This is a genomic window from Nocardioides sp. YR527 (genome assembly GCF_900101045.1).
Taxonomy (GTDB): domain Bacteria; phylum Actinomycetota; class Actinomycetes; order Propionibacteriales; family Nocardioidaceae; genus Nocardioides.
In genome coordinates this window covers 235,267-250,359 of sequence record NZ_FNFN01000001.1, presented here as the reverse complement: position 1 = coordinate 250,359, position 15,093 = coordinate 235,267, and the positions used below count along the sequence as shown (strand labels likewise).

Sequence of the window (15,093 nt, the reverse complement as noted above, 5' to 3'; positions counted from 1 at the left end):
TCACTCATGCGGTGCCCTCCAGGTCGGCGGTCTCGGGCCGCGCGATCTCCTCGAAGAGGTCGCTCATCCCGCCGATCAGGTCGCGCACGACCCGTTCGGCGGCGACGGTCTCCGGGTAGCGCGTCGAGACGTTGAGACCGTCCCGGTCACGCACGAGCCACAGATAGACCTCGTCGTCGGCGCGGACGGGGGCCCGCAGCGTACGGGCGTCCCAGGAGTTCCAGCGCTCGGCGCCGGGGATGAAGCGGGTGTCGACGAAGGTGACAACGAAGTGGGGTGCGTCCGAGACGCCGAGCAGGTCCGCGACCCGCGCGAACGGCTGCGGGACCAGCGGCTTCGACTCACCGAGCGCGGTGTGGACCCGGGCGGCGACCTCGGGCAGCGTCGAGGCGCCGGAGATGTCGAGCGTGATCGGGACGAGGCCGACGTACCAGCCGACCGCGGCGGCGTGCTCGGCGGTGTAGCGGGTATGCATGGGCGCCACGAAACGCATCCGCTCCACGCCGTACCGGGCCCGCAGGACGTACGCCATCGCGCCCATCATCCCGGCCTGGAAGGAGACGCCGGCGCTCTTGCACAGCTCGCCGAGAGCTCTGGCCTCGCGCGGGTCGCCTAGCCACTGCGACAGGCTGGCCTGCGGCAGCGGCTCCGCCGAAGCGGGTACGTCGGTGATGCCCGTGACCGGGAAGTCGGCGAACCGCAGCGTGCCCGAAGGGGTGCTCAGCCAGTCGCGCCAGACCCGCACCGAGTCGCTCTCCAGCGACATCGCATCCCCGGTGACCCGCTCCTCGGCAGCGTGGTCGATGTGGCTCCCGGTCGTGGCGACGGCCAACTCCGCGAACGGCTCGCCGGCCAGCGCCCGCTCGTAGAGGGTGGCGATCTCCTCGAACCAGAGCAGCTGGGAGTAGGCGTCCATGACACCGTGGTCGGCGCCGAAGACCAGGGTGAAGCCGTCGGCGTCGGCCACCGTCGCGAACACGACGTAGGGCCAGGCCGAGGGGTCGATGTGATCGGCGAGGAAGTCCGAGATGCAGCCCCGGGCGTCCTCGCCGTCGAACCGGCCGAGAACGGTCGTCGTCATCGACACGTCCGCGGGGGCGACCGCACGACGCTGCCGGCCGGCCGGAGTCTCCTCGACGGTCCCGCGCAACGCCTCGTGCCGGCCGATCCAGGCCCGGAGCGCGAGGCCGAGTGCCGTCACGTCGAGCAGCCCGTGCAACCGCATGATCGAGCCGATCCAGGAGCCCGCCTCGGCGGTGTCGAGGTGCAGCTCGTGGTTGTGGGACAGTCGGCGGTCGTCGTCGACCCAGGCACTCGGCTCCGCGGTGGGGATCCACGCAGTCACCTCGCCCGGGGGTACGTCGTACGCGGACAGCTCGGTGTACTCCATCGGAGGTGGAGTTCCTCTCTGAGGTGGGGGCTCATGTGCGGGCAAGCGCCATCTCAGGGACCCGAACGAACCTCAAGAACGCCGTAGCCCGAGAAGGCGTACTGCCTGGGACGACAGCGATGTCGCCCCACGTCGCGGCCTATTGTGCACACAGGTCCACCCTCGGTTTCGAGCCACCCTGGACGTGGTGATTCCCACACCAACCAAATTGCCCCTGGGGGTTTACATACGGTATCGACTCCGCTTGACTCCTCCCCTTGGCCGCCCGCCCTATCTCGAGGATCCCCCATGCCCGCTGCCACTCGTGCACCCGTCGACAACTCCGGCCGCCTGCAGTTCGCCGACGACCTCTTCGCCCGGCGTCATCGCGGTCTCGGAAGCCCGATCGCCAACCAGTGGATCTGGCGGATGAACAGTCCCTACGACGCCGACAGGCTGCGCTACATCGCGGCCGGCCTGGCCGAGGGCGGGCTCTCGCGCAGGCTCCACCGGGCGAAGTTCCCGGGCGCTCGCGACCTGTGGACCAATGCCGACCGCGACCCGTCGATCGAGCTCTACGACGAGATCCTCCCCGTCGCCGAGATCACCGACTGGCTCCAGAAGCGGCACAGCGACCACCTCGACCCGCACGAGGGCCTGACCTACCGGCTGACCGCGATCAACCTCGACGACGGCACCTCGGTCGTCTCGATGCTGCTCGCCCACGCCGTCGGCGACGGTGGCTCCGTCCTCGACGCCGTGTCCCGGGCCTCTCGCGGCGAGCCGCTGCGGCTGCCGCACGCGCCCGCCAAGGGCTGGGACCGTGTCCGTGCCGAGGCCGCCGACAGCCGAGCGCAGTGGCGCGCCGTCCGCGACTGGACCAAGGCCCGTCGCCAGGCGAAGAAGGACGGCACCGCGGCCCTGGCCACCAAGGCACCGCGGGTCTACCCGGAGGCCACCCCGAACCCGGCGCCCGAGGCCTGGCGGATGCCGCGGATGATCGCCGAGTTCGACACCGAGGCGATGACGAAGATCGCCGCCGAGCACGGCGGCTCGACCAACGCCTGGTTCATCAACGTGGTCGCCGACCTGCTCGTCCGCATCGACCACGTGCCGGTCGACCGGGGCGACGTCCCGGTCTCGCTGCCGATGAGCGACTTCCAGCCCGGGGACGTACGGTCCAACTCGACGCGCGTGGCCATGGTCGAGGTGCCGCGCGACGTGCTCGAGCGGCGTGATCTCGCCGCGATCAAGAAGCTCTCCAAGGCCGCCTACATCCGCCTCGGCCAGGCCGGCCCGGGGCTGGTCCCGGTGCCGCTGGCGATGATGCAGATGCTCCCCGACGCGGTGCTCGACAAGCTCCCGCAGCCGCCGGCGGCCGCGTGCATGGCCTCCAACCTGCCGCAGCTCCCCGACGACTACCGCTACGCGATGGGCGAGGACGTACGCCTCGTGGCCGGGCTCGCCGGCTACCAGAACGCCACCGCCCAGGACGCCTACGACGTCGGCGGCGGGATCATCTCCTGGCTGATCCAGTCGGGCCCGCGTACGACGCTCAACCTGGTCGCCGCCGAGCCCGACCGCGTGCCCGACCTGGAGTTTCTCAAGAATCTGGTCGTCGAGGAGCTCGGCTCGTGGGGTCTGAGCGTCGAGGTGTGGTGATGCTGCCGCCCGCGAGCCCCGGTGCCCGCCCGGCGCCGTTCACTCCCGAGCCGACCAACCGGCTGACGTACGACGACGAGGTCTTCCTCCGGACGGCGACCGTGATCGGGGTCCCGGTGGTCGCCCAGACCGCCTGGCGGTTCCCTGCCGAGATCCCGGTGGAGGCCGTCCAGGGCGTCGTCGACGAGCTGGCCAAGGGCCCGCTCAACCGGCTGGTGGTCCGCCCCCGCGCCATCGGCGCGCGCTCGCACTGGGTGCCGGCGACGACGGCCGAGCCGGTCCGTCTGCACCCCGACCGGATCAAGCCCGACCAGGTCATGGCCTGGCTCGACAGCACGGCCGAGGAGGTGCCGTTCGACCCGGTGACGGGCCCGCTGTGGGCGCTATTCATGGCGCAGACCACCGACGGTGGCACGGTGGTGGCCTACAACGCCTCCCACATCGTCTGCGACGGCGGGATGAAGCTCGGGGCGCTGATCGCGGCCGTACGCCGCCAGCCTCTGCCCCGCCTCCCCATCGCCGAAGCAGAGGCCGAGGTCACCCGGAAGGACGATCGGCGCGACGCACGCACGATGGCCCGCGCCGCCGCTCGCGGCCTCCGGGCGGCCCGCAGGGCCGGGAAGCCCCCGGTGCTGGAGGCCCAGTCCTCCGAGAAGCGGCCACTGCCCGCCCCGCAGCCCGACGACGGCGTCGTCCAGGAGGTCGCCTTCGCCGGCGCCGACTGCCCCGTCGAGGAGTGGGACGTGGCCGTGGCGCGGGCCGGTGGCACCTCCAACGCGCTGCAGGTCGCGATCTCGGTCGAGGTGCTCCTCGAGGCCGGGATCGTACGCCCCGGCGAGCCGGTCAAGATGTCGCTGCCCGTCTCGATGCGCGGCGAGGGCGACCTGCGCTCCAACGCCACCTCGGGCGTCTCGATCGCGGTCGAGACCGAGCTGCGCGACGGCGTCGGCCGGGTCACCGACCTCGCCCACATCCGGGAGCGGTCGAAGAAGGAGTTCTCTGCGCTCTTCAAGGGCACCCGCCCCGACCCGATCGCGCACATCGCACCGCTGGCGCAGATGATCCCGGACAAGCTGGCCGGAACGCTGCTCAAGAACGTCGTCACCCCGCTCGGCCTGGCCTCCAACCTCGGCCGCCCCGACCCCGACTTCGTGGCGCCGTTCGGCGTGGCCGCCGACTCGATCCTCTTCCGTGCGCTGGCGCTCGGCGCGACCCGCGGCGAGCTTCGCCGGATGCGGGGCGGCGTCACATCGTGGTGGAGCGAGGTCGGAGAGACCTGCACCTTCGGCATCCGCGCGCTCGACCCCGACGCGATCCCGGACTCCGAGCGACTGAAGGAGATCGTGACCACCGTCTACGGACGTCGGGGACTCACTCCTTCCTTCTGGTGAGAGGATGCGTTCATGACGATCGACGTACTCGGTGAGCCCTACACCGTGGAGACCATCGAGCTCGCGGACGACTTCGAGGGCACCGTCGTGGCCACGCTGGTCAAGCGGCCGGCCGACGGCGAGGCGAAGGGCGCCGTCCTCTACGTCCACGGCTTCTCCGACTACTTCTTCCAGAAGGAGTACGCCGAGTGGTGGACCGCTCGCGGCTACGACTTCTACGGCCTCGACCTGCGCAAGTACGGTCGCTCGCTGCGTGAGCACCAGTCGGGGACGTACGTCGGTGATCTCGTCGAGTACTTCGACGAGATCGACGCCGCCTGGGAGCGGATCACCGAGCGTGACGGTCACTCGCACGTCATGCTCAGCGCCCACTCCACCGGCGGGCTGACGGTCTCGCTGTGGGCTGACGACCGGCAGCCCGACGCCCTGGCCGGGATGGTGCTCAACTCGCCGTGGCTCGACCTGCAGGGTTCGTTCCTGCTGCGCGAGGTCGCCAGCCCGGTGGTGCGCCGGGTCGGCCACCGCGCCCCGATGCGCGAGCTCGGCCGCGACGTCAGCGGCTTCTACACCATGTCGCTCCACGTCGAGCACGACGGCGAGTGGGAGTTCGACCTCGGCCTCAAGCCGGTCGGCTCCTACCCGATCCGGCTCGGCTGGCTCAAGGCGATCCGCGACGGCCACGCCCGGCTCCACCGTGGCCTGGACGTGAAGGCGCCCGTGCTGGTGCTCTCCTCCGACCGCTCCAGCAAGCCGAAGGCGATGGGCGAGCTCGTCCACTCGACCGACATCGTGCTCGACGTGCGCCAGATCCGCCGCTGGTCGACCGCCATCGGCAGCCATGTCACCTACGTCGCGGTCCCCGGGGCGAAGCACGACGTGATCCTGTCGCGCCCCGAGGTCCGCAAGCAGGCCTACGCCGAGATCGAGCGGTGGCTGGCGGCGTACGGCGTCTGAGCCGGATCAGTCGAGGGTCGTCTTCGGGCCCTTGAACCACCTGCGCGCGGAGAGCCTCCACCACAGGCCGAGGACGACCAGCGAGCCGACCGTGAGGATCGGCGCGTAGTTGACCGACGCCCAGGAGAAGTCGTCGCTGGTGATCCAGCCGGACGGCACGAACGGCAGGATGAAGTAGACCGAGATGATCGCGATCTCGGCGACGGCGACCAGGTTGAGCCACTTGTAGTGCTTGCCGAGGGTCCACTGCCCGGTCTCGAAGGCGTCCCCGGCCCGCCAGCGCAAGAAGATCGGGATCGCGAAGGCGAGGTAGAGGCCGATCACCGCGACCGAGGTGATCGCGTAGAAGGCCAGCGGGATGCCACCGACGCCCCACAGTGCGGGGAGCGTGATGGCCGCACCGACGACCGCCACCAGGAGCACCGCGTTCACCGGGACCTTCCTGCTCGGGCTGACCTTCGCCCACAGCGAGGAGCCGGGGACCGCGCCGTCGCGGGCGAAGGCGTACGTCATCCGGGAGGCGCTGGTGAGACAGGCGGTGGCGCAGAAGAGCTGCCCGGCGGTGGAGATCAGCAGCACCACGAAGTGCCAGGAGTCCGGAAGCGCCTGACCGAAGATCACGTCGACCGCGCCGCCGCCCGCGCTCACGCCCTCCGGGTCCTGGACCGCGAAGAGGAAGGCCAGCAGCAGGACGTACCCGCCGACCGCGGAGTAGAAGATCGAGCGCCAGATGCCCTTCGCGGCGCCGTCGGCGGCGCCCTGGGTCTCCTCGGAGAGGTGGGCGGAGGCGTCGAACCCGGTGATCGTGTACTGCGTCAGCAGGAAACCGAGCGGGAGCACCAGGAACCAGTACTTCGCGTCGGCGTAGCCGGAGTTGTTGATCCGCTCGGTGAAGACGTAGCTGATGCTCTGGTGGTCGTCCGGGACGATGATCAGCACCAGGACCACGACCGCGGCGCCGGCGACGTGCCACCACACCGAGACGTTGTTGATGACGGCCAGCAGGTGGCTGGAGAAGATGTTGGCGAGCGCGGCCAGCACCAGGATGGCCAGGAAGATCAGGTAGACCCGGCCCAGGGAGTAGCCCTCCGCCCAGCTCGCGCTCAGGGTCGAGAGGGTGAGGTCGAGGAAGGTGGCGGCTCCGTACGCGACGCTCGCGGTCACCGCGAGCAGACCGATCAGGTTGAGCCACCCGGTGAAGAATCCGGCCGCCGGGCCGCCGAGCTTGGCCGCCCACCAGTAGATGCCGCCCGAGGTCGGGTACGCCGAGACCAGCTCGGACATGGTGAAGCCGATGATCAGGATGAACGCGGAGATGATCGGCCAGCCCCATGAGATGGCCACCGGTCCGCCGTTGTTCCAGGCCTGGCCGAACGTGGTGAAGCAACCGGCCAGGATCGAGATGATCGAGAACGAGATGGCGAAGTTCGAGAACCCCGACCAGGTGCGGGCCAGCTCCTGCTTGTAGCCGAGCCGGGCGAGATGTGCTTCGTCGTCGAGCTGGGCCGGCTCGACGGTTTCAGGTGCCTCGGGCATGGCACGCCTCCGGATTTCGTGGGGGTGGATGTGCCTGAGGCTAGAAACGGTCCGTGGCGGTCGTGGTCGCGCCAGGTAACGGCGCTGTGAAAGATCCGTCCTTGAGCGTCACCCCGGTCGCGCCGAGCGCCCGGGCCCCGGCGACCAGGCCGGCGATGGTGCGCGCGGCGGTCGCATGGTCCAGGCCGTGGGGTGGACGGATGTTGGAGACGCAGTTGCGGGCCGAGTCGAGGACGCCGGGCCGTGGGTCCCAGGTGAGGTAGGCGCCCAACGAGTCGCTGGACGAGAGCCCCGGCCGCTCGCCGATCAGCACCAGGACCAGTCGCGCGCCCAGCGCCCGGCCGATGTGGTCGCCCAGCGCCACCCGGGCCTGGGTGGCGACCACCGGCGCGGCGACGGTCGTGGCGCTGTCGAGGAGCGGGACCAGATTCTCCAGGAGCGGCACCGCGTGCTTCGCCACCGCCTCGGCGGAGAGGCCGTCGGCGACGACGACCGCCATCTCGGCTCCGCCCCGCCCGAGCTCCAGGTCGGCGCCTGGCACACGCCCCAGGTCCGGCCGGGTCAGGTAGGTGGTCCGGTCCGGTGCCGCCGAGGCGACCACCCGCGGGGTACCCAGTGCGAGGCCGTCGAGCGCCTCGACGAGGGCATGGACGTCGAGCGGGAGATGGACCGCGTCGCGGGCCGCCGCATGGGCAGCGCCGAAGGCGAGGACCTCGGCGGTCGGGATCGAGTTGCCGGCCCGGCCCAGTCCGATCCGTGCCGGGGTAGCCCTGCGCAACGACTCCCAGAACTCGCTCATCGCGCCAGCTCCTTCAGCACCGTGGTGGCCGGGTCGATGTCGCGTACGGAACCGTCCGGGTCGAGCAGGCCGGCCGAGGCCAGCCACTCCTCGAGCTCCGGCGCCGGGCGTTTGCCGAGGACCTGGCGGGCGTAGAGAGCGTCGTGGAAGGAGGTCGACTGGTAGCCGAGCATGACGTCGTCGGCACCCGGGACGGCCATGACGTACGTGCACCCGGCGACACCGAGCAGGGTGAGCAGGTTGTCCATGTCGTCGGAGTCGGCTTCGGCATGGTTGGTGTAGCAGACGTCGACGCCCATCGGCACGCCCAGCACCTTGCCACAGAAGTGGTCCTCGAGCCCGGCGCGGATGATCTGCTTGCCGTCGTAGAGGTACTCGGGGCCGATGAAGCCGACCACCGTGTTGACCAGGAACGGCCGGAACGCCCGCGCGACCCCGTACGCCCTGGCCTCCAGGGTCTGCTGGTCGACCGGCCTGCCACCGCTGCCGAGATGGGCACCGGTGGAGAGCGCCGAGCCCTGGCCGGTCTCGAAGTACATCACCTCGTCCCCCACGGTGCCGCGCGCCAGCGACCGGGCAGCCTCGTCGGCCTCCGCCAGCATCGCCAGGGTCACCCCGAAACCCTCGTTCGCACCCTGGGTGCCACCGATCGACTGGAACGGGAGGTCGACCGGCAGCCCCGCCTCGATCAGGTCGATCGTGGTGGTGACATGGGTCAGCACGCAGCTCTGCGTCGGGATCTCGTAGCGGAGGCGTACCTCATCGACGAGCCGGAGCAGGTCGGCGACCGTGCGCGGGTTGTCGGAGGCCGGGTTGATGCCGATCAGCGCGTCCCCGGACCCCAGAAGCAGGCCGTCCAGGATCGAGGCCGCGATGGCGCTCGGGTCGTCGGTGGGATGGTTGGGCTGCAGCCGGGTCGCCAGCCGGCCCCGCAGTCCCATCGTCGTACGGAAGCCGGTCACCACCTCGGTGGCCGCGGCCACCGCGATCAGATCCTGGTTGCGCATGATCTTGGAGACGGCCGCCACCATCTCGGGGGTCAGCCCCGGCGCGACCGCGGTCAGCGCGGCGGTGTCGCGCCGGGCGGCGGCGTCGAGCAGCCACTCCCGAAGAGCCCCGACGGTCAGGCCGCTGACCTGCGCGAACGCGTCCTCGTCGTGGGTCTCCAGGATCAGCCGGGTGACGTCGTCCGACTCGGCCGGAACCACCTGCTCCTCGAGGAAGGTGGTCAGCGGCAGGTCGGCGAGCAGCATCCGCGCCGCGACCCGCTCGGTGTCGGACCGTGCGGCGCATCCGGCCAGGATGTCGCCGGAGCGCAGCGGCGTCGCCCGCGCCAGCACCTCCACCAGACCGTCGAACTCGAAGCCGTGCCCGTGGAGACTCTGCCGGTAGCGCATGACATCAACGGTAGAGCCGCAATATTTCCACGGTGTGAGCCTCAGACACCGCTGCAGCACGGCGGACCACATCACCAGAACAACACGCGAACCGGCCGGACACAGTCGATCCAGAAGTCGATTTCAATCGACGGCCGCGCCACCCCGGTGAACAGAAGGCAAAGACAGTGCGCGTTAGGGTGCTGTGGTCCCGAACCCAACCGGAAGGACAACAGTGTGACTTCTGAGAAGAAGACAGACAGTCCGAAAAATTCCGACCATCACAACGCTACTGGTCTCATCAAATCCCCCACGGGCGAAGTCGTTCCCCACCCTGCGCTGGACCTGCCGATCTCGAGCGAACAGGACCAACGCAAGGGAATCGACTGGGTAGTCTTCGGCGTCGCGGCGGCCATCGCCATCGCGTTCATGGCCTGGGGCTTCATCAACACCGACGGCATGGGCAAGGTCGCCGGCGACGCCCTCGCCTGGGTGCTGGACAAGGCCGGCTGGTTCTTCGTCCTGACCGCCAGCGGCTTCGTCATCTACATCGTCTGGCTCGCCGTCAGCAAGTACGGCAACATCCCCTTGGGCCGTGACGACGAGAAGCCGGAGTTCAGGACGGCGTCCTGGATCGCGATGATGTTCAGCGCCGGAATGGGCATCGGTCTGATGTTCTACGGCGTCAGCGAGCCGATCTCGCACTTCGTCACGCCGCCTCCGGGCACCGGCGAGGCGGGCAACCCCGAGGCCATCCAGCACGCGATGGCGACCACGATGTTCCACTGGACGCTGCACCCCTGGGCGATCTACGCGGTCGTGGGCCTTGCGATCGGCTACGGCGCCTACCGCAAGGGCCGCGTCAGCCTGATCTCCGCGGCCTTCACGCCGCTGCTCGGCAAGAAGACCGTCGAGGGTCCGGCCGGCAAGGCGATCGACATCTTCGCGATCTTCGCGACCCTGTTCGGCTCGGCCACCTCGCTCGGCACGGGCGCGATCCAGATCGAGAGCGGCCTGCAGATCGTGGCCGGGCTCGGCGAGGTCGGCAACAACGTCCTCATCGGGATCATCGCGGTCCTGACGGTCTGCTTCGTCATCTCTGCGGTCTCGGGTGTGGCCAAGGGCATCCAGTGGCTCTCCAACATCAACATGGTGCTGGCGCTGTTCCTGGCGCTGTTCCTGTTCGTGGTCGGCCCGACGGTCTTCATCCTCGATCTGATCCCGACCTCGCTCGGCACGTACGTCGGCGACCTCGCGCAGATGTCGGCGCGCACCGGCGTCGGCGGCGAGGAGACCTCGGCCTGGCTCGGTTCCTGGACCGTCTTCTACTGGGCCTGGTGGATCTCCTGGACGCCGTTCGTCGGCATGTTCATCGCGCGGATCTCGCGTGGGCGCACCATCCGGCAGTTCGTCGCCGGCGTGCTCCTCGTCCCGAGCGCCGTCAGCGTGCTCTGGTTCTGCATCATGGGCGGCACCGCCATCGACCTGCAGCGCGACGGCACCGTCGACATCGCCGGCCTCGGCGGGGTCGAGTCGCAGCTGTTCACCACGCTCGACCAGTTCCCGCTGGCCACCGTGATGAGCATCCTGGTCATGGTCCTGGTGGCGATCTTCTTCGTCTCCGGAGCCGACGCAGCCTCGATCGTGATGGGCACCCTCTCCGAGCACGGCTCGGAGGAGCCGAGCCGGCCCACGGTGGTCTTCTGGGGCGTCGCGACCGGTCTCGTGGCCATCCTGGGCCTGATCGCCGGTGGTGCGGATGCGCTCTCCGGTCTGCAGACGATCACGATCGTGGCAGCACTGCCGTTCGCGGTGATCATGGTCGGGCTGGCGGTCTCGCTGCAGCGCGACCTGGCCCACGACCCGCTGATCGTGCGTGGTCAGTACGCCGCGGAGGCGGTCGAGCAGGCGGTCATCACCGGCGTCACCGAGCATGGTGACGACTTCGCGCTCGCGGTCGTCGAGGACGACCACAGCAGCAACGGCGCCGAGCTGGCTTCGGCCGAGGACACCGCCACCGCGGTTCCTGCCGACAAGGCCTGATCCGCGAGGTCTGAGTCTGATGGCGGGTCCTCCGGGACCCGCCATCAGTCGTCTCTGAGCGGTGTACCTGCGTACGTCTCCAGGGTGACGAACTCCTCGACCGGCTGCCTGCGCAGCTTGGTGAGCTGCTTGACGGGCTTGCCCAGCGGGACGACGGCGGCGACGGCGTAGCTCTCGGGGGCACCGAGAAGGTCGAGGAGCGCCGGCTCCTCGGCCACCGCCATCGTCGTGATCACCCCGCCGAAACCCTCGTTGCGCGCGGCCAGGAGCGTGTTCCACACCAGCGGATAGACCGAGGCGCCGGAGACGACACCCACCCGGTCCAGCTCGGAGTCGATCGAGGCGATCACGCTCAGATCGACGAGGAAGACGAGCACCACCGCAGCGGTACGCAGCGGCTCGGTCATCCCACGTGGCACGCGGGTCTCGGCGATCTGCTCCTCGGTGACCGCCGTCGGATGCACGGTGTTCCAGGGCATCTCCCCCGCCTGCTGCTGCGCGAGGTACCTGCGGGCACCCGTCGCGGTCAGCTCGACCAGGCGCTCGCGGGTCTCCTGGCTGCGTACGACCACGACGTGTGCGCCCTGCCGGTTGCCGCCGGAGGGCGCGAACCGGGCGTTGTCGAGGATCCTGGCGAGGACCTCGTCGGGCAGCGGGTCGTCGGTGAAATCACGTACCGCATGGGTGGTCCGCATCGCCTCGTAGAGCTCCATGGCTCCATCCCAGCAGACTCAGCCCAGCAAGAAGGCGACCAGTGCCGTGATGCCGACCACGACGATCACGCCACGGAGCACGTTGGGCGGCAGCCGCCGGCCGATCCTGGCACCCAGGAGCCCCCCGATCGCCGCGCCGACGGCGATCAGCGCGGCGATCTGCCAGTCGACGTCGGCCACGACGGCGAAGATGAGCCCGGAGATGCCGTTGGTGATGGCGACCAGGACGTTCTTGAGCCCGTTGAGACGCTGCAGCGACTCGGCGACCCCGATGCCGATGATCGCGATCATCAGCACGCCCTGAGCGGCACCGAAGTAGCCGCCGTAGACGCCGAGCATCGCGACCGCCGGCCAGACCCACCAGCGCTCGCTGCCGTCGTCAGGCAGGTCGCCGTGCCGTCTGGCGACCCACCGGGAGATCCGCGGGCCGGTGATCACCAGGACCACCCCGAGCCCGATCAGCACCGGGACGATCGCCTCGAACGCACCCGCCGGGAGCACCAGCAGCAGGATCCCGCCGACCGCGCCGCCGATGAGTGCCGCGACCCCGAGCCGCAGGATCCGCCCGCGCTGACCGGCGAGCTCGCGGCGGTAGCCCCAGGCGCCGGCCAGCGAGCCCGGCACCAGGCCGATCGTGTTGGACACGTTGGCGACGACCGGAGGTACGCCGAAGGCCAGCAGCGTCGGGAACGTGATCAGCGTCCCGGAACCGACGGCGGCATTGATGGTGCCCGCCCCCACCCCGGCGATCAGGATGAGGGCGGACTGAACAGGATCCACTTAGGCGGTCGGCTCTGCAGGAGGCTTCGGCCGGTTGGGGGCCTCGGCCTCCTTGGCCTCGGCCAGCGCCTGCTCGACGGCCGCGGCCGCGGCCGACTGCTCGAGGTCGATCACGGGCTCGGTCGAGCCCATGTCGACCCGCTTGACCGGGCCCTCGACCTCGTCCGGGATGCCCCGGAGGCTGTTCATCGTCGAGCCGAGGCCCTCGAGGGCCTTGCCGATCTCGCTCGGGACGATCCACACCTTGTTGGCGTCGCCCTCGGCGATCTTCGGCATCATCTGCAGGTACTGGTAGGCCAGCAGCGACTGGTCGGGGCGGCCGTCGTGGATCGCCTGGAAGACGGTCTGGATGGCCTGGCCCTCACCCTGAGCGCGCAGGATCGCGGCCTCGCGGTCGGCCTGCGCCGCGAGGATCTGCGACTCGCGCTGACCCTCAGCGTTGAGGATGGCGGACTGCTTGTTTCCCTCGGCGGAGAGGATCGCGGACTGGCGCTGACCCTCGGCGGTGAGGATCGCGGCGCGCTTGTCGCGGTCGGCGCGCATCTGCTTCTCCATCGCGTCCTTGATGGACATGGGCGGGTCGATCGACTTGATCTCGACGCGCTTGACCTTGATGCCCCAGCGACCGGTGGCCTCGTCCAGGACGATCGAGAGACCGGAGTTGATCTGCTCGCGGCTGGTCAGCGTCTCCTCCAGGGTCATGCCACCGACGATGTTTCGCAGGGTGGTCATGGTGAGCTGCTCGACGGCCTGGATGTAGTTGGCGATCTCGTACGTCGCCGCCACCGGGTCGTTGACCTGGAAGTAGATGACCGTGTCGATCGAGACGGTCAGGTTGTCCTCCGTGATCACCGGCTGCGGTGCGAACGCGACGACCTGCTCACGCATGTCGATCATGTAGCGCACCTTGTCGACGAACGGGATCACCGCGTTCAGGCCGGGGTCGCGCTTCGACTGGAACTTGCCGAAGCGCTCCACGATGCCGACCCGCGCCTGCGGGATGATCTTGATCGTCTTGGCCAGCGTGGTGATCACCAGCACCGCCAAGATGACCAGGAGGGCCAGGATGATGCCACCCATTGCCAATCAGTCCTTGTCTGTTCGTTTGTGCGTCAGGTTGCCCGGAAGCTACGGAGTCCCGAGCTCCGGAAGAGGATGGACGTACGCCGTCGCTCCTCTGATCTCGAGCACCTCGACCGGCGTGCCGGCCGCGATCACGAGCGTCTCGTCGTAGGGCTGAGCGGTCCAGAGCTCGCCCTCGAGCTTGAGCTGCCCAGGCTTGTGGGCGCTGATCTCGACGGGCGAGATGGCCTGGACACCGATCAGCTTCTGCGCGCCGATCTGGATCTCCGGGCCGTTGTGGAGCCGCCTGGCCAACCCCGGGCGTACGACCGCGAGCATGGAGACAGAGACCGCCATCGCGACGATCGCCTGGATCACGAAGCTGTCGGTGAACGCGCCGGTCAAGGCACCCGCGAAGGCGCCGGTGGCGAGCATCAGCAGGATCAGGTCGAGGCTGAAGAGCTCTCCGACGACGAGCAGCGCTCCGAGTGCCGTCCAGATCGCCCAGTCCCAGTCCTGCCAGTCCATGGGCGTCACCCTATCCAGACGGGCCATGCGTTGTGGGGAGGTTCGGGTACCGACTTCTTAACGTTCGGCCTACCGGGTGTGACGGGCGCGACGCTTGGCCCAGAAGCGGCCCTCGCTCTCCTCGAGCTCGAGCGGCATACCGAAGGTCTTGGACAGGTTGGCCGAGGTCAGGGTGTCCTCGATGAGCCCCTGGGCGGTGATCCGGCCGGAGCGCATCATCAGCACGTGGCTGAAGCCGGGCGGGATCTCCTCGACGTGGTGGGAGACGAGCACGGTCGCCGGGCTGTCGGGGTCGTAGGCCAGCGTCGACAGCGTCGAGACCAGGTCCTCGCGACCGCCAAGATCGAGCCCGGCGGCGGGCTCGTCCAGGAGCAGCATCTCGGGGTCGACCATCAGCGCGCGGGCCAGCTGGACGCGCTTGCGCTCACCCTCGGACAGCGTGCCGAACTTCCGCTCGCCGAGGTGCTTGATGCCGACCTCGATCAGCAGCGCCTGGGCACGGTCGTGGTCGAGGTCGTCGTAGTGCTCGCGCCAGCGCCCGACCACCCCGTAGGAGGCACTCACCACGACGTCGCGGACGAGCTCCTGGCGCGGGATCCGGTCTGCGAGCGCAGCGGAGGTGAGGCCGATACGCGGGCGCAGCTCGAAGACGTCGATGCGGCCGATCTGCTCGCCGAGCACCTTCACGACGCCCGAGGTCGGGTGGAGCTGAGCCGCAGCGGTCTGGAGCAACGTGGTCTTGCCGGCGCCGTTGTGGCCGAGGATGACCCAGCGTTCATCCTCTTCGACCACCCAGCTCACAGAGTCGAGAAGGGCGTTGCCCCCGCGGCGTACGGTGACGTCGGTGAACTCCAGCACGGCTGCCATGGCGGCAAATCTA

The 15,093-nt window shown here is 69.5% G+C and carries 13 protein-coding genes; 4 read left to right on the top strand and 9 right to left on the bottom strand.

What is annotated here, in order from left to right; all coding sequences use genetic code 11:
- Window positions 1-4: 4 nt before the first annotated feature.
- A complete protein-coding gene (locus BLT25_RS01170) occupies window positions 5-1,390 on the bottom strand; it encodes a condensation domain-containing protein (protein WP_091041109.1) in 1,386 nt (461 codons plus the stop codon).
- Between the two features lie 288 nt (window positions 1,391-1,678).
- On the opposite strand from BLT25_RS01170, the gene BLT25_RS01165 reads away from it, so the two are divergent.
- Genes BLT25_RS01165 through BLT25_RS01155 form a run of 3 tightly spaced genes read left to right on the top strand, consistent with a single transcriptional unit; the run spans window position 1,679 to window position 5,376 of the window.
- Complete coding sequence (locus BLT25_RS01165) at window positions 1,679-3,031, top strand: hypothetical protein (protein ID WP_091041108.1); 1,353 nt, start codon at window positions 1,679-1,681, stop codon at window positions 3,029-3,031.
- Window positions 3,031-4,422 carry a hypothetical protein gene (locus BLT25_RS01160; protein ID WP_176883518.1) on the top strand — a complete coding sequence of 464 codons (1,392 nt, stop codon included), beginning with the start codon at window positions 3,031-3,033 and terminating at the stop codon, window positions 4,420-4,422. Before BLT25_RS01165 ends, BLT25_RS01160 begins: the two co-directional genes overlap by 1 nt.
- A 12-nt stretch (window positions 4,423-4,434) precedes the next feature.
- Window positions 4,435-5,376: an alpha/beta hydrolase gene (locus BLT25_RS01155; protein WP_091041106.1), complete on the top strand. Its 942-nt coding sequence runs from the start codon at window positions 4,435-4,437 to the stop codon at window positions 5,374-5,376.
- Between the two features lie 6 nt (window positions 5,377-5,382).
- On the opposite strand, the gene BLT25_RS01150 is transcribed toward BLT25_RS01155, so the two are convergent.
- From BLT25_RS01150 to BLT25_RS01140, 3 genes are read right to left on the bottom strand one after another with little or no spacing between them, the layout of a single operon-like run.
- Window positions 5,383-6,912 (bottom strand): amino acid permease, encoded by a 1,530-nt coding sequence (locus BLT25_RS01150; protein WP_091041102.1) that lies wholly within the window; start codon window positions 6,910-6,912, stop codon window positions 5,383-5,385.
- A gap of 40 nt (window positions 6,913-6,952) precedes the next feature.
- Window positions 6,953-7,711, bottom strand: a complete 759-nt coding sequence (eutC, locus tag BLT25_RS01145; RefSeq protein WP_091041100.1) for an ethanolamine ammonia-lyase subunit EutC — start codon at window positions 7,709-7,711, stop codon at window positions 6,953-6,955.
- A complete protein-coding gene (locus BLT25_RS01140) occupies window positions 7,708-9,108 on the bottom strand; it encodes an ethanolamine ammonia-lyase subunit EutB (RefSeq protein WP_091041098.1) in 1,401 nt (466 codons plus the stop codon). Before BLT25_RS01140 ends, eutC begins: the two co-directional genes overlap by 4 nt.
- Window positions 9,109-9,516: 408 nt before the next feature.
- Here BLT25_RS01140 and BLT25_RS01135 point away from each other — a divergent pair, with 408 nt between their 5' ends.
- A complete protein-coding gene (locus BLT25_RS01135) occupies window positions 9,517-11,130 on the top strand; it encodes a BCCT family transporter (protein WP_371113313.1) in 1,614 nt (537 codons plus the stop codon).
- Between the two features lie 44 nt (window positions 11,131-11,174).
- Here the strand turns inward: BLT25_RS01135 and BLT25_RS01130 are convergent, their stop codons facing one another.
- The 5 genes from BLT25_RS01130 to BLT25_RS01110 form a co-directional block, all read right to left on the bottom strand.
- Window positions 11,175-11,843 carry a nitroreductase family protein gene (locus tag BLT25_RS01130; protein ID WP_091041095.1) on the bottom strand — a complete coding sequence of 223 codons (669 nt, stop codon included), beginning with the start codon at window positions 11,841-11,843 and terminating at the stop codon, window positions 11,175-11,177.
- A gap of 18 nt (window positions 11,844-11,861) precedes the next feature.
- On the bottom strand, window positions 11,862-12,623 hold the full coding sequence (locus BLT25_RS01125) for a sulfite exporter TauE/SafE family protein (RefSeq protein WP_091041093.1): 762 nt from the start codon (window positions 12,621-12,623) through the stop codon (window positions 11,862-11,864).
- Window positions 12,624-13,703 (bottom strand): SPFH domain-containing protein, encoded by a 1,080-nt coding sequence (locus BLT25_RS01120; protein WP_091041092.1) that lies wholly within the window; start codon window positions 13,701-13,703, stop codon window positions 12,624-12,626.
- Between the two features lie 48 nt (window positions 13,704-13,751).
- Complete coding sequence (locus BLT25_RS01115) at window positions 13,752-14,213, bottom strand: NfeD family protein (protein WP_091041090.1); 462 nt, start codon at window positions 14,211-14,213, stop codon at window positions 13,752-13,754.
- A gap of 69 nt (window positions 14,214-14,282) precedes the next feature.
- Window positions 14,283-15,080: an ABC transporter ATP-binding protein gene (locus BLT25_RS01110; protein ID WP_091041089.1), complete on the bottom strand. Its 798-nt coding sequence runs from the start codon at window positions 15,078-15,080 to the stop codon at window positions 14,283-14,285.
- Between the last annotated feature and the right edge of the window lie 13 nt (window positions 15,081-15,093).